Below are 17,666 nucleotides of genomic sequence, written 5' to 3'. Positions count from 1 at the left end.
GGCCGCGCGGCTGTTGCGGACGCGCCGATCGCGTGCTACTCCCGACGCGTCGCCTACCGTGGGTGCGTGATCGACACCAGCGCACGCCGCACCCGGCGGCCGATCCTGCGGTGGCTGCCGCTGGCGCTGATCCCGGTCCTTCTGCTGGCCAGCACCTATCCGGGCCAGTACCGGGTGCCGCCGCACTACTGGCTGCTCGCGATGACGGCCGGCGTGGTGTTCCTCGCCGGAACGCGATGGCCGCTGGCGGTGTCGCTGATCCTGTCGGCGCTGGCCGTGCCGATGCTGCGGACACCGGCCTGGGGCGTGTCCGGCCTGGTGCCGTACCTCGGCGCGGTCGCGCTGGTCGACGTGATCGCGCGCACGCATCGGCGCTCGACGGTGTGGATGGCGACCGCGGGTTGGGCCGCCGCGGTGGTCCTCGGGCGCGTCGGCCTGCACGACACCTCGATCGGGCGGGCCTCGACCGTGGTCGAGGCGGTCGCCTATGTCGGCCTGCCGCTGTTGCTCGGGCTGTACCTGCGCGGCCAGCGCGATCTCGCGGACAACCTCCGGATACGCGCGGCCGAGGCCGAGGCCCGCACCCGCCTCGACGAGCGCGCGGCCATGGCCAGGGAACTGCACGATGTGGTCGCCCACCACATGGCCTCGATCGTCCTGCGCGTCGCCGTCGCGGGCCGGGTGGTGCGTGACGCCGATCCGCGGGTGGTCGCCGTCCTCGACGACGTGCGCGCCACCGCCGCCGACGCGCTCGCCGACATCCGCCGCTTCCTCGCCGCCCTCCGCGATCCCGCCCTCGGCACCGTGGCCCTGGTCGAGCCGGACGCGGTCGGCGCCGAGATCACCGCCGCGCTGGCCCGCGCGCGGGCCGCCGGATTCACCATCGACGCCGACATCGCCACCGACCTGGGCGCACTCGACGCGATGCGCAGGCTGACCTTGCTGCGGGTCGTGCAGGAATCGCTGACCAACATCATGAAACACGCGGATCGCGCGGTGCCCGTGCGGTTCCGGATCGACCGGCGCGCGGACGGCATCGACCTCGAGGTGATCAGCGGCCGTGCCGGGGGCACCGCGCCGCCCGGCCACGGCCTGGTCGGAATGCGGGAGCGCGCCGCACTGGCGGGCGGCACCCTTACCGCCGCGGCCGACGCCCGGCACTGGATCGTGCGGGCCTGGCTGCCCGACGTCGCGAAGGGAACCGAACCGGCATGATCTCGGTACTGCTGGCGGACGATCAGCGCCTGGTGCGCGCGGGGCTGCGCATGCTCATCGAGGACACCACCGACCTCGCCGTCGTCGGCGAGGCGGCCGACGGCACGGCGGCCGTGCGCCTGTACGCCGAACTCGCGCCCGATCTGGTGGTGATGGACCTGCGCATGCCCGGCCTGGACGGCGTCGCGGCCACCCGGCAGATCATGGCCTCGTCGCCGGGCGCGAAAGTGCTGGTGCTCACCACCTTCGACGACGACGAGCACCTGTTCCCGGCGCTGGCCGCCGGTGCCGCCGGTTACTTCGTCAAGGACACCGACCCCGAGGTCCTGCTCGACGCCATCCGGCGCACGGTCGACGGTGACCTGGTGTTCTCGCCCGCGCTCCTGCGCCGCCTGGTCGACCGGGCACTCACCGCCGCGCCCGCGGTCGCCGTGCCGGAGCTGAGTCCGCGGGAGCGCGAGGTGTTGCGTCTGGTCGGTGCCGGGTACGGCAATCAGGAGATCGCCGAGCGGCTGCACCTCGGCGTGAGCACTGTCAAGACCCACCTCGCGAATCTGTTCGAGAAGACAGGCACCGACAATCGCGTCCGCTTGGCCGTCTACGCCGCCAAGCTCCCGGAGTATCTCAATGGTGAGATACATCATGATTAACTAACTCAATATTGAGATATATTCGTCCTGTCAGGCAGTCGGGTTGTCGCACAGGAGGATTGACCATGCGGATCGCGGTGTTCGGAGCCGGTGGCGCTGTCGGGAGCCGGGTCGTGGCCGAGGCCCTCGCTCGCGGACACGAGGTGACCGCGGTGGCCCGGCGGGCGGTGCCGATGCCCGCGGGGGTGCGGCTCCTGCTCGGCGACGCGTCCAGTGCCGAGCAGGTCGAGCGGCTCGCGGCCGGGCAGGATCTCGTCGTCGCCGCGACACGGCCCGCGCCGGGCTCCGAGGCGGAGTTGCCGGTGGTCGCGGCGGCGATGCTGGCCGGGGTGGCGCGCGCCGGGGCGCGGCTGCTGGTCGTGGGTGGTGCGGCGACGCTGATCGTCCCCGGCGCCGGGCTGCCGTTGCATGAAACCGCCGATTTCCCGGCGGAACTGGCGGCGATCGCCCAGGCCTGCGCCGAGCAGCTCGCGATCTGCCGCGCGGACGCCGTGGCGGACTGGACGTATCTGAGTCCGCCCGCGGACCTGGCGCCCGGCACGCGCACCGGTGTCTACCGGATCGGCGCCGATGAGCTGCTCGTGGACGCGGACGGCCCGTCGGCGATCTCGATGGAGGATTTCGCCGTCGCGCTGCTGGACGAAGCCGAGCGCCCGGCGCATCGGCGGGCCCGGTTCACCGTTGCTGCTTCATAATTCACCCCGGGTTCCGTTGTCTCTGGTGACGAATCGGTAAGAAGCCGGTAACGGCGCTGTGATCTTCCCCGATACTGAGTCGGACCGCACTGAGTGGTCGGTTTTCAGTAGGAGGTTCGATCGATGAGGTGCCGCAGCGCGCTCTCGGCGTTGGCGGCGGTGTTCCTCGCCGTCGGTGCGACGGTCGCCGGTGGCGCGACGGCCACCGCGCAGGGCCCGGAATCCGGTGTCGCGGTGGCCCATCGGGCGGTGACGATCGACGGCTCCCGCGCCGAGGTGACCGCGGTCGACGGACGGCAGGTGACGGTCCGGATCTACTCGGCGGCGATGGCCCGCGAGGTGTCGGTGAAGGTGCAGCGCCCCGCCGACACCTCGGTGCCACGGCCCGCGCTGTATCTGGTGAACGGCGCCGGTGGCGGCGAGGACACCGCGACCTGGGAACAGAACACCGACGTGGTGGACTTCCTGGCGGGCAAGGACGTCAATGTCGTGATGCCGGTGGGTGGCGCGTGGAGCTACTACACCGACTGGCGCAGTACGGATCCGCGTCTCGGCGTGAACAAGTGGCGCACCTTCTTCCTCGACGAACTGCCCGCCCTCGTCGACACGATGTTCGAGACGACCGGCCGCAATGCCATCGCCGCGAACTCGATGACGGTCACCTCCGTGCTGCAACTCGCCATCGCGAAACCGGGGCTGTTCCGCTCGGTCGCGGCCTACAGCGGTTGCGCGCAGATCAGCGATCCGGTCGGCAGGCAGTTCGTCAATGTCGTCGTCGGCACCGGGGGCGGGGACGCCTCGAACATGTACGGGCCGCCCGGGGATCCGGAATGGGTCGCCAACGACCCGGTCGTCAACGCCGAGGGGCTGCGCGGCACCAAGCTCTACATCTCCAACGGCAACGGCCTGCCCGGCGAACACGACAAGCTCGGCGACCCGCACCTGATCACCTGGGGCCCGGTCGGGCTGGCCAATCAGATCGTCGTCGGTGGCGTGATCGAGGCCGCGACCAGCTGGTGCACCGAGAACCTGCGGGAACGGCTGGCGGAGCTCGACATTCCCGCCACCTTCGACGTGGACACCCAGGGCACCCACTCGTGGGGCTACTGGCAGAAGGCGTTCAAGAACTCCTGGCCGCTGCTGGCCGAGGGGATGGAGATCCCCGCCTGATCAGTCCAGCTCGAACAGCGCGACCGCGTTGTCGTGGCAGACCTTGCGCAGCCACTCCGGGCCCAGGTCGAGGCGCTCCAGCGCCTGGACGGCCTCGGCGTACGGGTACGGGATATTGGGGAAGTCGCTGCCGAACAGGATCCGATCACCGAAGCGGCGCAGGCGTTCCCGCTCGGCGGGCGGGAACGGGGCGTCGCTCTCGCTGAAATCGGTCCACACCATGGTGGTGTCGAGGTACAGGCGCGGGTACCGCTCGGCCAGATCGAGGAACTCGCTGTACTCGGGGGTGCCCATGTGCGCGATGATCAGGCGCAGGTCCGGGAATCGCCGCAGCAGTTCGGCGATGGGCGCCGGCCCGGTGAATTCGCCGGGCGCCGGACCGGATCCGCAGTGGATGAGCACGGGCACGCCCGCCTCGGCGAGGATCGCCCACACCGGGTCCAGCAGCGGATCGAGCGGGGAGAACGCGCCGACCTGGATGTGCACCTTGAAGACCCGCGCGCCACGGTCGATCGCCCCGCGGACGTAGTCGGGGGCCGAGGGCTCCGGATAGAACGTCGCGGTGTGCAGGCAGTCGGGCGTGCGGGCCGCGAAATCGGCGGTCCAGTCGTTGAGCCAGGCCGCCATCTGCGGCTTGTGCGGGTACACCAGCGAGGTGAACGCGCGGACGCCGAAGTCGCGCAGGGTCTTCAGCCGCACCTGCTCGTCGTCGCGGTAGGTGATCGGCCACGTCCGCCCGGTCAGCGGGCCCGCCTGGTCGAAGTACGCCCACACCTTGCGCATCACCTGATCGGGCATGAAATGGGTGTGCACGTCGACGATCGCGGGCAGCCCGAGGCGGGCCCGGAAGTCGGCGAGGTAGGCGGCGGTATCGACGGTCACGAGGGCGGCTCCGGGTACAGGCGACGGGCCAGCGCGCCGACGCGGGTGACGAGACGTTCGAAGAAGACGGCGGGATCGGCGCCGATCACGATGTCGGCGTTGGGCTCCCGGCCCCACATGCCCGCCCAGTCGGCGACGGTCGTGGCGCGGGTCAGCGTGCCGGTCAGCTCGACATCGACGGTCGCGGGCCTGGTCGTCGCCAGGGCGGGGTCCAGCGCCACCGCGGCGGCGAAGGGATCGTGCATGTGCGCGAGGTAGCCCAGGTCGTAGCCGTCGTGGAAGTCGAAGTAGAAGCGCACCGCGTCGACCAGATAGCGGATCACCGGATTGCTTGCCGCCGACCGCCATTCGGCGGCGTCGCCCGCCGCGACCCGCTCCAGCGGCGTGCTGTGCGCGGCCTCGGCCAAGCGCACCAGATGCTCGGGCCACATCTCGATCGACTCCGTGATGTCGAGCGCGCACACGAGGGGCCGGCGGTCCGGCGGGGCGGCCGAGAACGCGTCGAAGACCTCTTTGGCGGCCTCGGGGTCGACGTGGATGTTCCACTCGTTGGTCGGCGTCGTGTTCCCGGGGTGGTTGAACGCGCCGCCCATGATGACCAGGCGGTCCAGGAGCCGGGGCAGCTCGGGCTCCATGCGCAGGGCCAGCGCCAGGTTGGTCAGCGGGCCGGTGCACAGGCCGATCGCGGTGCCGGGGTGCGCGCGGGCCAGCTCCACCCACATCCGCGCGGCGGAGCGGTCCGAGAGCGGCCGCGGCGAGGCGGGGAGTTCGGCGTAGCCAAGGCCCTGCGGGCCGTGGGTGTCCTCGGTGGTGCGCAGCGGCACGACCAGCGGTCCGTCCGCGCCCGCCGCGACCTCGACGGTGCCGGCGCGGGCGAGATCGAGCAGCGCCAGGGTGTTCGCGGCGACCTGGGCGGTCGGCACGTTCCCCGCGGTCGCGGCGATCCCGAGGAGTTCGGCCTCGGGGGAGGCCAGCAGATACAGCAGCGCCAGCGAATCGTCGATTCCGGTATCGACATCGAGGATGATCTTGCGCGCCACAGGTCGAGGGTAACCGCGGGCGTTTCGCGTTCCGTCGCCGCCCGTGCCGTTCGCCGCTGGTCATGGCGGTTTCGCCCGGTGGAAGGACGCGTCCGGCTCCCCGAATATGACGTCGGCGGGGGCGAAAGAGCTGTGACGGCGGCGGTTTCGGTTAGTCTCGCTGGGAGATTGCGGACCGATAGCTCATAAAACCGGCGAGGGTAGGTGCATCTTGAAGGCGACGACCGCTGCGAAATTGGCAGAGTTGCGGAAGAATCTGGCAGCCGCGCAGGAGCCTGCGGGGGACGTGGGGGTCGCCAAACGGGCCGCCAAGGGGATACCCAGTCCGCGCGAGCGGATCGGCATGCTGCTGGACGCGGGCAGTTTCGTCGAGATCGGGGCGCTGGTGAAGCAGCCCGGCGTGGCGAACAGCCTCTACGGCGACGGCGTGGTGACCGGGCACGGCACGGTCGACGGTCGCCCGGTGGTGGTGATCGCCCACGATCAATCGGTGTTCGGCGGTTCGGTCGGGGAGATGTTCGGCCGCAAGGTCGCCAAGGCGATGGACCTCGCGGCCGAGATCGGCTGCCCGTTCGTGGCGATCAACGACTCCGGCGGGGCGCGCGTGCAGGACGCGGTCACCTCGCTGGCCTGGTACGCGGCCATGAGCAGGCGGCAGCTGAACCTGTCGGGCGTGGTGCCGCAGGTGTCGATCATGCTGGGCAAGTGCGCGGCGGGCGCGGTCTACGCCCCGATCAACACCGACGTGGTGATCGCGACCGAGAACGCCTACATGTTCGTCACCGGACCGGAGATCATCCGCGAGACCACCGGCGAGGAGGTGACCCTCGAGGAACTCGGCGGCGCCTACAACCAGGCGCAGAACGGGACCATCCACCATGTCGCGGTCGACGAGCGGGCCGCGTTCGACTGGGCCCGAGCCTATCTGGGCTTCATGCCGTCGAACTGCTTCGAGCGCGCCCCGGTGGTCAACCCGGCGCTCGAGCCGGAGATCACCGACACCGACCGGGAACTCGACACTCTGATCCCCGACTCCGACCGCGCCGGCTACGACATGTACGACGTGCTGCTGCGGATCTTCGACGACGGCGAGTTCCACGAGGTCGGGGCCAGTGCCGCGCGCAATATGATCACCGGCTTCGCCCGGGTCGACGGGCGCAGCGTCGGTGTCGTGGCCAACCAGCCGCAGGTGTTCAGCGGGGCGATCGATGCCCGATGCTCGGACAAGGCGGCGCATTTCATCCGGCTCTGCGACGCGTTCGGGCTGCCGCTGATCTTCGTCGTCGACACGCCCGGGGTGCTGCCCGGCGTCGAGGAGGAGAAGATCGGCGTCATCAAGCGGGGCGGCCGGTTCTTCTACGCGGTGGTCGAGGCGACCGTGCCGATCGTCACCGTGGTCGTGCGCAAGGCCTACGGCGGCGGCTATGCGGTGATGGGGTGCAAGCAGCTCGGCGCCGACGTGAATCTGGCCTGGCCGACCGCGCGGATCGCGGTCATGGGCGCCGAGGCCGCGATCGGGCTCACCCAGCGACGGCAGCTCGCCGCCGTGCCCGAGGCCGAGCGCGACGGCGTCCGGCAGCAGATGGTCGACTTCTACAACACCGCGGTCGCCACACCCTGGATCGCGGCCGAACGCGGCTACATCGACGCGGTGATCGAGCCGTCGACCACCCGGCTGGAGATCCGCAAGGCCCTGCACCTGCTGCGGGACAAGCACGTCGAGCAGCGACCGCGCAAGCATCTGCTGATTCCGCTGTGAGCCCGGCGCCCGCGTCGCCGCGCGGCCGGGCGGCGCGGATCAGTAGGTCGGCAGGGCGAACTCCTCGGTGTGGCCGAAGAAGATCTTCTTGGTGATCGGCCGCATCGGACGCGACATCATGATCCGCACATTGGTCTTGGCCAGGCGCGTCATCAGCGGGGTCTTGGGGAGCATCATGGCGATGCCGCCGCCGGGGATCTCCTTGGCCTTGGCCAGGAACGGCGTGATCTTGTCCTGGTAGCGCTGCTGCGCGCCGGCCGGATCGTCCGGGGTGGCGGCGATCTCGGCGGCGAGCACGTAGGCGCCGACGATGGCCATGGCGGTGCCCATGCCGGTCATGGGGGAGCCGCAGTAGCCGGCGTCGCCGACGAGGGTGACCCGGCCGACGGACAGCTCGGGCACGTCCACCCGGGCGAGCTCGTCGAAGTAGAAGTCGGTCGTGGTCTCCATCGCCGCGAGCACCGCGGGGGCGTGCCAGCCCGCGTCACCGATCATCCGGCGGATGAGCGCGCGCTGGGCGTCAGCGTCGCGGCGCAGGGTCGGGTCGACCTCGGTGCGCAGGGTGATGATCGCCTTCGCGGTGGCCGGGTCGCCGTCGGGCCGGATGCCGAGCATGGCGCCGGGCACCAGGCGCATGCCGAACCAGCCGGGCTCCACATCGGCCGGTGACGGCATGGTGAAGAACGCGCCGTAGCCGCCGAGGTTGGTGCTGAACTGCTCCTCCGGGCCGAAGATCAGCCGCCGGGTCGCCGAGTGCACGCCGTCGGCGCCGATCACCAGGTCGAAGCGCTCGGTGGTGCCGGAGGCGAAGGTGACCGTGGCGCCGGTGTCGTCCTGGTCGATCTGTTCGATCCACTCGCCGTAGCGGTAGTCCAGCTCGCCGGTGTCGACGGTGGCGATGGCCTCGAGCAGGACAGTGTTCAGGTCGCCGCGGGTGATCTCGATTTCGGCGACGGCGCCCTGACCGTCGAAGTCCTCCATCGCCATCCTGGCGTAGATCTTGCCGTCGCCGTCGATGTAGGACATGCCGCGCTCGTCGAGCTGGTACTTCGCGATGCCCGCCATCAGGCCCATCTTCTCGGCGGCTTCCTTGCTCGGTCCGCGCAGGTCGACCGCCTGGCCGCCGGGGCGGGGGACCGCGGCCCGCTCGACCACCGTCGTGCGAATGCCGTTGCGCAGCAACTGGAGTGCGACCGCGTTGCCCGCGATACCGCCGCCGGAGACCAGAACGTGCAGGGGGCTGGTGGTGGTCATGGTGTTTCCCGTCTGGAGAAGAACGAATGTCTTAGACATATGTCTAACACAGGCCTGGCACGAATGTCTAGCACAAATGTCTAAGACGATCCGGTACGCTCGTGAGCATGGGAAACAGGGAAGACCTACTGGCGGGTGCGCGGAAGGTGATCTTGGAGCGCGGCGTGGCGAAGGCGACCGCCCGCGATATCGCCACGGCGGCGGGGGTGAGCCTGGCCGCGATCGGCTACCACTTCGGGTCCAAGGACCGCCTCGTCACCGAGGCGCTGGCCGAGGCGCTGGGCAACGCGATCGGCGACGCGATGGAGGCGCTGATCGCCGACGGCGCGGGTTCGGCACCGCTGGCCGGGTTCGCGGGGCTGTGGAACGCGATGCCGGGGGTGTTCGCGGACAACCACGAGGCGATGCTGGCCAGCCTGGAGAACATCGTGCGCATCGTGCGCTCCGACGAGGCGCGCGCGCAGCTCGGTGACCAGCTGACCCGCGCGGTCACCGACATCGCGGACAACGTGCGGACCGCGCATCCCGAACTAGACGCGGCCCAGGCCGACGCCATCGGGCGCCTGTATTTCGCCCTGGTGCAGGGGCTGGGCGTGCTGTGGCTGCTGAAGCCGGGCGAGGCGGTCGCCGACGGCGACCAGCTGGCGACCGCGATCCGGGCGCTGGCGGGGAAATGAGTGTCGTCGGTCAGTCGCGGCGCAGGCGGTCCGGCGTGTCGAGCCAGAACGGCTGGGCCGAGCCGTACGGCGGTGCGGGCCAGCGGTAGTCGTCGTAGTCGGCGAAAGCCGGTGCGGCCGTGACGATATCGCCGTGCAAGGTGGTCGCGGCGGGATCGGGCGGTGCCGGTTCGGGGTGGTCCGGGCTGCGGTCGCCTGCCTGGAGCCAGGCCGCGGTGCGGGCCAGCGAGACCCGCACCGTGCGGCCCACGCCGTCGGTGGTGCGGGCCCGCAGCGCGTCCATGACGCCCGCGGCGAGGAGGTAGCCCGAGCCGTGGTCGAGTGCCTGGGCGGGCAGCGCGCCGGGGCGATCCGGACCGCCCTCGAGCAGGGAGATGCCCGACGCCGCCTGGACGATGCTGTCGAAGCCGCGTCGCCCGCCCCACGGTCCGGTCGTGCCCCACGCCGAGACGGACGCCTCGATCAGACCGGGCCGGGCCGCCGCGCGCACACCGGCGGCGACCAGCGCTCCCGGCCGGTAGCCGGTCACCAGGACATCGGCGGCGGCCAGCAGTTCGGAGAAGGTCGTGAGGTCGGTGCGCAGGTCGAGCAGCGTCGAGCGTTTGCCCTGGCAGGTGTCGGCGAACTGCCAGTCGATCTCGGGTAGGTGCGGTGGGTCGACGCGGAGGACGTCGGCGCCGAGCAGGGCCAGGGTCCTGGTGGCGACCGGGCCCGCGAGGACCCGGGTGAGATCGAGGACGCGGACATCGGCCAGCGGTCGTTCGACGGTCGGGGCGGCGGGGCGTGGCGGGTCCGCGGGCACGCGGTCGCCCCGCGGGTCGACGGCGACCAGCGGGCCGGTCGCGGCGGCCCGGCCCATCGGGCTGGTCGACCACTCGGCCTCGGTGCGGACCCGCACCGCGATGGCGCCCACCGTGGCGGCGGCGTCCTCGATCTCGGCGCCCTTCAGTGTGGCGAATCCGGCCGTGAGCCGGGTGAGGTCGGTGTCGGCGGGCAGCTCGAGCGCCTGGAGCAGCCGTGCGCGATGGTGCGGGTAGTTGGCGTGGGTGCGGACCCAGCCGTCGGCGCTGCGGAAGAACCCCGACAGCTCGGCGAAGATCGACGGCGCCGCCCCGGCCCGGCGGAACAGCCGTTCGCTCGCGAAAGCCGCGGCGATGCGGTCCGGGTCGAGCCGCGTCGGCCGGGTGGCCAGGCCCAGCGCCGCGCGGTACCGATTCGCCGATCCGGCCGCCGCGGCCACCGATCCCGCGGCCAGCGCCCACACCGGTAGCGTGGCTGCCAGCCGGGCACCGGGCGCCGGCTCGCCGTCGAGTGCCGACGGCTCGAGTCCGAGCCCGGTCTCATAGGCGTGCACGAGGTGCTGCGCGGTGGTCACACCGCTCAGCCTAGCGACGAGGATGTCAGGTGAGGAGCGTGATGTGGGCGTGAATACAGCGGCGACGGAATGGATTCGGGTGCTGCGGGCCGATCCGGTGGCCCGGCGGCGGCTGGTCTGCTTCCCGCCCGGTGGGGGATCGGCCACCGCGTACCGTGCGCTGGCCCAGCACATCGGACCCGGCGCCGAGGTGACGGCCGTGCAGTACCCCGGCCGCCAGGATCGGCTCGGCGACGCGGTGATCACCGAGCTGCACGCGCTCGCCGACCGCATCACCGAGGACGTCACCCGCCGCCCCGGTCCGCCGCGGGTGCTGTTCGGGCACAGCATGGGCGCGACGGTCGCCTACGAGACCGCGCGCAGGCTGGCCGCCGCGGGCGAACCACCGGCGGCGCTGATCGTGTCCGGCCGTCCCGCACCGGATGTCGTCGAGACCGGGCGACTGCACCGCGGCTCCGACGCGGCCCTGATCGACGACCTCGAGCGCCTCGCCGCCGACCCGGCCCCGGTGCGGCTGCTGCGCACCGAACCCGGCCTGGCCGAGCTGGTGCTGCCCGCGGTGCGCGCCGACTACCAGGCGGTCGAGACCTATCGCCACGCGCCGGGCCCCGCATTGGCCTGCCCGGTCGTCGCGCTGGTCAGCACCGAGGACCCGACCACCACGGTCGAGCAGGCCGAGCGGTGGCGCACGGTCACCGAGGGGTCGTTCGCGCTGCGGACCTTCCCCGGCGGGCACTTCTACCTCGACGACCAGCCCGCCGCGGTGGCGCAGGAGATCACACGGCACCTGAGCTGAGGCCGCGGTGGCGCAGTTGGAGACGCACATAACCCGCCCACGACACCAGCACCGCCACCGCGGCCGCCAGCCGCACCAGCCCGAGCGCGCTGTCGGGGTAGATCACGCCGGTCAGGTAGTGGTCGATGAACCCGGCCTGCGGCAGCCGAGCCACCCCGGCCTGGGTGCGCGCCCAGTTCTCGGCGTAGGTCAGCGGGCAGTCGAAGCCGATCAGAATGGTGCCGAACCCCCACGACGCCGCCAGCAGATGCAGCCCGATGGTGCGCGGCCATCGCCACGCGAGGAAACCGCCGGCGACCACGTACGCGATGAACGCGACGTGGGTGACGGCGATCAGATCGGCCAACACCCGGAACGGCACATATTCAGATTAGGCGGCCGTCCGCCGATCGGAATCATGATCAACATTCCGGTTCGGCATCGCTTGGTTCGTGTTACCAGGGGGACGGTTGGTAATCCTTGAGGAAGCAGCCGTAGAGGTCGACGCCGTTCTCGCCCTGCACGATCGGGTCGTACACGCGGGCGGCGCCGTCGACCAGGTCCAGCGGTGCGTGGAAGCCCTCCTCGGCCAGCCGCACCTTGGTGTAGTGCGGGCGCTCGTCGGTGATCCAGCCGGTGTCGACCGCGGTCATCAGGATCGAGTCGGCCTCGAACATCTCCAGCGCGCTGGTGCGGGTCAGCATGTTCAGCGCGGCCTTGGCCATGTTCGTGTGCGGATGGCCGGGGCCCTTGTAGCCGCGGCTGAACTGGCCCTCCATCGCCGAGACGTTGACGACGTACTTGCGCCGCCCCGCCGCCGCGGCCATCACCGGACGCAACCGCGACACCAGGATGAACGGCGCGACGGAGTTGCACAGCTGCACCTCGAGCAGCTCGGTGGCGTCCACCTCGGCGACCGTCTGCACCCAGCTGTTGGTGTGTGCGAGGTCGGGCACCAGCCCACCGGCATCGATCGCCACGCCCGCCGCGATCCGCTCCGGCGTCGCCGAGCCGGCGACCAGCGCCAGCTCGGCGACATCGGCGGCCGACAGCGACGGCGTCAGCGAGGCGGTGAGCGCGGTCGGGTGCGCCTGCATGGTCTTGCCGAAGGTGACCATCTCCGGCAGTACGCCCGCGGGCAGCGGCGCGGTCTCGGCGTCGACCAGGGCGCTGTAGGCGCCCACCGAACGGCGCACGGTCTGCGCGGCGTTGTTGATCAAGATGTCGAGCGGACCCTGCGCGGCGACGTCGTCGGCCAGCGCGACGACCTGGGCCGGGTCACGCAGGTCGATGCCGACGATGCGCAGCCGGTGCAGCCAGTCGGCGCTGTCCTCCATGGCGGCGAAGCGGCGGATGGCGTCGTTGGGGAACCGGGTGGTGATGGTGGTGTGCGCGCCGTCGCGCAGCAGCCGCAGCGCGATGTACATGCCGATCTTGGCCCGGCCGCCGGTGAGCAGGGCGCGCTTGCCGGTCAGGTCGGTGCGGGCGTCGCGCTTGGCGTGGCTCGCCGCGGCGCAGTCGGGGCAGAGCTGGTGGTAGAACGCGTCGACCTGGGTGTAGCGCTGTTTGCAGATGTAGCAGGGCCGCGGCTTGAGCAGCGTGCCCGCGCTCGCGCCGGTGGTGGCCGAACTGATCTGGATGCCCGCGGTCTCGTCGTCGATGCGCTGCGGCGAGCCGGTGGCGGTGGCCGCGATGACCGCGCGATCGGCCGAGGCGACCTGCTCCCTGGCCTCGATGCGCCGACGCTGCTTGAGCTTCTTGAACATGTGCCCCACCGCGCGCTGGACAGCGATCGAATCGGGATGTTCCTTTTCCAGCTGCCCGGCCTGTTCCAGCACCCGCAGACAGGTCGCCAACTCGTCCGGATCGATCATGTTCGCGGTCATCGGGGAGTGCGGCATTCCTTCGTGCGGGAGCGGGGGACGACACTCATTGTCGCATTGGCCGCTCGACGGACCCGCTGGGTATCGTGGTGCACCGTCACCGCAACAGCGCGGCGACCCTCGAACCCGACGGAGCAGCCCGATTTCCCCGCTCGACACCGATACCGCAGACGCGCCGCGCAGGCGCAGGCTCGAACCCGACGAGCGACGCGCGCAGATCCTGGCCTGTGCCATCGACATGTTCGGCGAGCGGCCCTACGCGGCGGTGTCCACCGCGGAACTCGCGCAACGCGCCGGTGTCGCCCGCGGGCTGATCAACCACTACTTCGGCAACAAACGTGACCTGTACCTGGCCGTCGTGCGCCGCATGGTGACCTTGCCGCGGCTGGAGAAGGTGTCCATTCCCGATGGCACCCAGGTCGAGCGGGTCGCCGCGATCGTCAGCTGGCTGCTCGACACCATCGCCGAGCACGGCACGACCTGGGTGAAGGTCACCAGTCACGAGGGCGTCGGTGACGACCCCGAGGTGCAGCAGATCCTCGACCAGGCCGACGACGCGGCCGCCGAGCGGATGCTGGTGATGATGGGCCGTTCCGATCTGGCAGGCAGTGCGACCTCGCGCGCACTGGTGCTCGCCTACGCCGGACTGGTGAAGGTGGCGGGCCGGGAGTGGATCACCCGTGGCACGCTCACCCGCGACCAGGTGCACCGGCTGCTCGTCGACACCCTGCTCACGGTGATCACCCAGACCATCCCGAGCGTCGAACCGCGACCGGGCGTGCCCGGCTAGGACGTCAGCCTGCGCTGGCCGGGGTTCGGCAGCGGGATGTCGCGGGCGCTGTAGCGCTGCGGGCCCACATGACCCGGCGCGTGCCCGCTGCGTCCGTAAGCGAGTTCGATCTGCTGTTCCCTGCGGTGTTCGAACATCAGGGCCCCCAGGCCGCCGACGAGGAATATCGCCGTGGCCACCCCGGCGACCACCGCCCACCCGTAGTGCTCCGTCCCGGCTGCCACCAGTGTGCAGGCCAGGCCGACGACGCCGATCGCGCACGCGATGATGCCGGGAACGTTGTAATCGTCGGCGAGCAGATCGCCGGCCTGGGCATGCCAGGGCTGCTTGTCTGCCGGAGTGGTGCTGCCGGGCATTGGGTCCTCCTCGCGGGCCGATGCTGCGCGCTGTGGTTCACCTCATGACCAGCATGGACCCGTCGATGGTGGGGAGGCAAAGGTGTTTGCCGGTTCGTTACCCGTGTCCATGCCCCTGGATTCGGGGGCGAACCGCAGGTACACGCATTTGTCGTTTGCGCTGACCGACCGCCCCGGAGTCCTTATTCTCGTCGCGTAACCCGGCGCCGCAAGTGGTTCGATTCCGCGCCGGGGGGATCGAGAGGGACCCGGGGTTGATGGCACGGTACGACGAATGGGACGACGACCCCGAGGAGGAAGCCGACGATCGGCGCTGGAACGGCCAGCGCTGGCCGCACGCGACCCAGGAAGAGGGTATGGCGGGCGGGGCACGCGCCGACCAACCGCGGGTGAACCCGTACGCGATGGTCGCGCTCGCCGCCGCGCTGGTGCTGCTGTTCCCGATCGCGATCGTGTTCGGTCTGCTCGCGTTCGGGCATCCGCGGGGGCGGGGGATCGCGGTGTTCGCGCTGCTGCTCGGCATCGCCGAGGTGGCCGCCCTGGCCACGGTGGGACTGGTGATGTTCGGCGGGCTGGACGTCGAGGTGCCGACGCTGGCCAAGGAGACGACGGTGACCTCGGTCTCGACCACGGTGCCGTCGCAGGGCGCGCCGACGGCCACCGCGACCGGGACGGTCCCGGTGCTGGGCACCGTCGTCGAGAAGGGCACGCCGTGCTCGGCGGACCGGGCCGGGCTGCTCGGCGTCGCGGCTGACGGCGCGACCCTGCTGTGCCTGCGCGCCGACGGCGCCTACACCTGGTCGGGCCCGTTCCGGGTGTCCGGGTCGTACTACACCGAGGGCACGCGCTGCGATCCCACGGTCGACAAGTCGGGGCGCACCTCCGACAACCACGCCCTGGTGTGCGAGGGCAAGGCGGGGGCGGGCACCTGGGTGCCCTGGACCGAATAGGTCCTCAGTCGGCCTTCTTGGCCCGGCTCGGCTGCACCCGCGGTGGCTCGTTCGGCATCTTCGGGTACTGCGGCGGCCACGGCGCGTCCATCAGGCCGGCCGCCATATCGCGCTCCGACATGGCCAGCAGCGGTTCGATCGACTGGGGCGCGCGGTCGGCCCACGGGTCGCCGAACTCGGCCAGCCGGGCGGGAACGGTGGCGAGGGTGAGCTCGTCGGGGACGACGGTGTCGAGATCGGCCCAGGCGATCGGTGTCGACACCTGACCGCCCACCTTCGGCCGCACCGACCACGCGCCGAACACGGTCTTGTGCGGTGCGTTCTGGTTGAAGTCGACGAACACCCGCGACCCGCGCTCCTCCTTCCACCAGTGCGCGGTGATCTCCTCGGGATGGCGGCGCTCCAGCTCCCTGGCCAGCGCGACGGCGGCCGCGCGCACCTCGTAGCCGTCCCACCGGGGTTCGAGCACGGCGTAGATGTGCAGTCCCCGTGAGCCGGAGGTCTTGATCCAGCTCTCGATGCCCAGTTCGGTCAGCAGGTCCCTGGTGCGCACCGCGGCCCGGCGCAGATCGTCGAAACCGATCCCGGGCGAGGGATCGAGGTCGATCCGCAGTTCGTCGGCGATCCGCAGATCGGGCACGTGATTGGGCCAGACGTGGAAGCCGAGGCAGCCCTGGTTCACCGCCCACAGGACGTGGGCGAGGTCGTGGGCGACGAGGGCGTCGCTGGTGGTGCCGTTCGGGGTCGACACCTCGACGGTCCGCAACCAGTCCGGCGCCGACTTCGGCACCCGCTTCTGGAACCACGACTTACCGGACGCGCCGTCGGGATAGCGCTCGAGCAGCAGCGGCCTGCCGCCGATGACGCCCAGTAGCGGCTCGGCCACGGCCTGGTAGTAGTGCACCAGGTCGAGCTTGGTGTCGCCGCGTTTGCTGAAGTAGACCTTGTCCGGATTGCTGATCGACAGCGCGCGCCCGTCGACCTCGAGCTCCACGGCGGCGCTCATCGCGCGCCGCCGAAGATCGCGTCGAGCTCGGCCGGGGCGACCTCGTCGAGCTGGGCGTAGGTGCACGAGTCCGGGGTCCGGTCGGCGCGGAAGCGGACCAGCCGTCCGCCGTGCCGGAACCGTCCCGACTGCACGTGCTCGTAGCGGACCTCGGCGACCAGTTCCGGCCGCAGCGGTTCCCAGGACAGATCCTTGCCGCCGGTCCATCGGCTCACCCCGCCCGGCATCTTGCCGTCGGCGGTGGCCTGGGCGGCCGCGTCGGCCCAGGTGCGCCACGGGTGGTCGTCGAGCGCGTTCTCCCGCAGCGGTGCCAGCTCGCCGAGGAGTTCGCGACGCCGGGCCGCGGTGAAACTGGACGCGACTCCGACATGATGCAGGTTCCGGTCGTCGTCGAAGAGGCCGAGCAGTAGCGAGCCGACCCCCTCGCCGTCCTTGTGCATCCGGTAGCCCGCGACCACACAGTCGGCGGTGCGCTCGTGCTTGATCTTGAGCATCACGCGCTTGTCCTGCAGATAGGCCAGGTCGTCGGCCTTGGCCATCACGCCGTCGAAACCCGCGCCCTCGAACCGGGTGAACCAGTCCTGGGCGACATCGGGGTCCTGGGTGATCGGGGTCAGGTGGATGCGGCCCGGCGCGGCCTCGAGCAGCGATTCCAGCGCGCGCCTGCGCTCGGTGAACGGTTCGGCGGTCAGATCGCGATCGTCGAGGGCGAGCAGATCGAAGGCGACGAAGCTGGCCGGTGTCTCGGCGGCCAGCTTGTTCACCCGCGACGCGGCCGGATGCAGTCGCTGCTGCAGCGTGTCGAAATCCAGGCCCTGATCGGTGACGACGACGATCTCCCCGTCCACCACACAGCGCTGCGGCAGCGCGGCTTGCAGCAGTTCGGCCAGTTCGGGGAAGTACCGGGTGAGCGGGCGGTCGTTGCGGGAACCGAGCTCGATCTCGTCACCGTCGCGGAACACGATGCAGCGGAACCCGTCCCATTTGGGTTCGTAGCTGAGCCCGGGCTCCCGGGGTAACGACGGGGTCGATTTGGCCAGCATGGGGCGCACTGGCGGCATCACCGGTAGATCCATCCGATCCTCCTCGCGGGTGGGTTCACCCGTATCGACGGCGCGAGCGTGCCCGAATCATCGGTGCGGGTTCGATCGTAGGTCGGCCCACCGACACCGGCGCGGACATCGCGCGC

General features: G+C 71.0%; 18 protein-coding genes. 9 read left to right on the top strand and 9 right to left on the bottom strand.

The window, feature by feature from the left end; all coding sequences use genetic code 11:
• Window positions 1–66: 66 nt before the first annotated feature.
• The 4 genes from ACFVW6_RS27660 (at window position 67) to ACFVW6_RS27645 (ending at window position 3,730) form a co-directional block, all read left to right on the top strand.
• A complete protein-coding gene (locus ACFVW6_RS27660) occupies window positions 67–1,215 on the top strand; it encodes a sensor histidine kinase (RefSeq protein ID WP_378826132.1) in 1,149 nt (382 codons plus the stop codon).
• A complete protein-coding gene (locus tag ACFVW6_RS27655; protein WP_378826130.1) occupies window positions 1,212–1,865 on the top strand; it encodes a response regulator in 654 nt (217 codons plus the stop codon). Before ACFVW6_RS27660 ends, ACFVW6_RS27655 begins: the two co-directional genes overlap by 4 nt.
• Before the next feature lie 65 nt (window positions 1,866–1,930).
• On the top strand, window positions 1,931–2,560 hold the full coding sequence (locus ACFVW6_RS27650; protein WP_378826127.1) for an NAD(P)-dependent oxidoreductase: 630 nt from the start codon (window positions 1,931–1,933) through the stop codon (window positions 2,558–2,560).
• Between the two features lie 123 nt (window positions 2,561–2,683).
• Entirely contained in the window at window positions 2,684–3,730 is a 1,047-nt protein-coding gene (locus ACFVW6_RS27645) for an alpha/beta hydrolase (protein WP_378826125.1), read from the top strand.
• On the opposite strand, the gene ACFVW6_RS27640 is transcribed toward ACFVW6_RS27645, so the two are convergent.
• The gene (locus ACFVW6_RS27640) at window positions 3,731–4,612 is read right to left on the bottom strand and encodes an amidohydrolase family protein (protein ID WP_378826123.1); all 882 of its coding nucleotides are present in this window, start codon (window positions 4,610–4,612) and stop codon (window positions 3,731–3,733) included. It lies immediately after the preceding gene.
• Entirely contained in the window at window positions 4,609–5,652 is a 1,044-nt protein-coding gene (locus ACFVW6_RS27635; RefSeq protein WP_378826121.1) for a nucleoside hydrolase, read from the bottom strand. The genes ACFVW6_RS27640 and ACFVW6_RS27635 overlap by 4 nt, the downstream gene beginning before the upstream one ends.
• A gap of 211 nt (window positions 5,653–5,863) precedes the next feature.
• Here ACFVW6_RS27635 and ACFVW6_RS27630 point away from each other — a divergent pair, with 211 nt between their 5' ends.
• A complete protein-coding gene (locus ACFVW6_RS27630; protein ID WP_378826119.1) occupies window positions 5,864–7,411 on the top strand; it encodes an acyl-CoA carboxylase subunit beta in 1,548 nt (515 codons plus the stop codon).
• A gap of 39 nt (window positions 7,412–7,450) precedes the next feature.
• On the opposite strand, the gene ACFVW6_RS27625 is transcribed toward ACFVW6_RS27630, so the two are convergent.
• Window positions 7,451–8,665, bottom strand: a complete 1,215-nt coding sequence (locus ACFVW6_RS27625; protein WP_378826117.1) for an FAD-dependent monooxygenase — start codon at window positions 8,663–8,665, stop codon at window positions 7,451–7,453.
• 107 nt (window positions 8,666–8,772) lie between these two features.
• On the opposite strand from ACFVW6_RS27625, the gene ACFVW6_RS27620 reads away from it, so the two are divergent.
• Window positions 8,773–9,342, top strand: a complete 570-nt coding sequence (locus ACFVW6_RS27620) for a TetR/AcrR family transcriptional regulator (RefSeq protein ID WP_378826115.1) — start codon at window positions 8,773–8,775, stop codon at window positions 9,340–9,342.
• Between the two features lie 10 nt (window positions 9,343–9,352).
• Here the strand turns inward: ACFVW6_RS27620 and ACFVW6_RS27615 are convergent, their stop codons facing one another.
• Window positions 9,353–10,717, bottom strand: coding sequence for a CoA transferase (locus tag ACFVW6_RS27615; protein ID WP_378826113.1), 1,365 nt, complete (start codon window positions 10,715–10,717; stop codon window positions 9,353–9,355).
• Between the two features lie 43 nt (window positions 10,718–10,760).
• On the opposite strand from ACFVW6_RS27615, the gene ACFVW6_RS27610 reads away from it, so the two are divergent.
• A complete protein-coding gene (locus tag ACFVW6_RS27610; RefSeq protein ID WP_378826111.1) occupies window positions 10,761–11,513 on the top strand; it encodes a thioesterase II family protein in 753 nt (250 codons plus the stop codon).
• Here the strand turns inward: ACFVW6_RS27610 and ACFVW6_RS27605 are convergent.
• Window positions 11,494–11,874, bottom strand: a complete 381-nt coding sequence (locus tag ACFVW6_RS27605; protein WP_355271843.1) for a DUF2784 domain-containing protein — start codon at window positions 11,872–11,874, stop codon at window positions 11,494–11,496. The genes ACFVW6_RS27610 and ACFVW6_RS27605 overlap by 20 nt on opposite strands.
• A 73-nt stretch (window positions 11,875–11,947) precedes the next feature.
• Complete coding sequence (locus ACFVW6_RS27600; protein WP_378826108.1) at window positions 11,948–13,378, bottom strand: SDR family NAD(P)-dependent oxidoreductase; 1,431 nt, start codon at window positions 13,376–13,378, stop codon at window positions 11,948–11,950.
• Between the two features lie 139 nt (window positions 13,379–13,517).
• Between ACFVW6_RS27600 and ACFVW6_RS27595 the strand changes: the two genes are divergently transcribed.
• A complete protein-coding gene (locus tag ACFVW6_RS27595) occupies window positions 13,518–14,165 on the top strand; it encodes a TetR/AcrR family transcriptional regulator (protein ID WP_357347568.1) in 648 nt (215 codons plus the stop codon).
• Here the strand turns inward: ACFVW6_RS27595 and ACFVW6_RS27590 are convergent.
• Window positions 14,162–14,521 (bottom strand): hypothetical protein, encoded by a 360-nt coding sequence (locus ACFVW6_RS27590; RefSeq protein ID WP_357347325.1) that lies wholly within the window; start codon window positions 14,519–14,521, stop codon window positions 14,162–14,164. The genes ACFVW6_RS27595 and ACFVW6_RS27590 overlap by 4 nt on opposite strands.
• Before the next feature lie 257 nt (window positions 14,522–14,778).
• Between ACFVW6_RS27590 and ACFVW6_RS27585 the strand changes: the two genes are divergently transcribed.
• Complete coding sequence (locus ACFVW6_RS27585; RefSeq protein WP_365011545.1) at window positions 14,779–15,471, top strand: hypothetical protein; 693 nt, start codon at window positions 14,779–14,781, stop codon at window positions 15,469–15,471.
• Window positions 15,472–15,475: 4 nt separating this feature from the next.
• Here the strand turns inward: ACFVW6_RS27585 and ligD are convergent, their stop codons facing one another.
• Both ligD and ACFVW6_RS27575 read right to left on the bottom strand, forming a co-directional pair.
• A complete protein-coding gene (ligD, locus tag ACFVW6_RS27580; RefSeq protein WP_378826104.1) occupies window positions 15,476–16,477 on the bottom strand; it encodes a non-homologous end-joining DNA ligase in 1,002 nt (333 codons plus the stop codon).
• Window positions 16,474–17,553: an ATP-dependent DNA ligase gene (locus ACFVW6_RS27575; protein WP_378826103.1), complete on the bottom strand. Its 1,080-nt coding sequence runs from the start codon at window positions 17,551–17,553 to the stop codon at window positions 16,474–16,476. The genes ligD and ACFVW6_RS27575 overlap by 4 nt, the downstream gene beginning before the upstream one ends.
• Window positions 17,554–17,666: the final 113 nt, after the last annotated feature.

The organism is Nocardia sp. NPDC058244 (assembly GCF_042882065.1).
GTDB lineage: Bacteria > Actinomycetota > Actinomycetes > Mycobacteriales > Mycobacteriaceae > Nocardia.
This window is presented reverse-complemented; position numbering and strand designations above follow the sequence as displayed.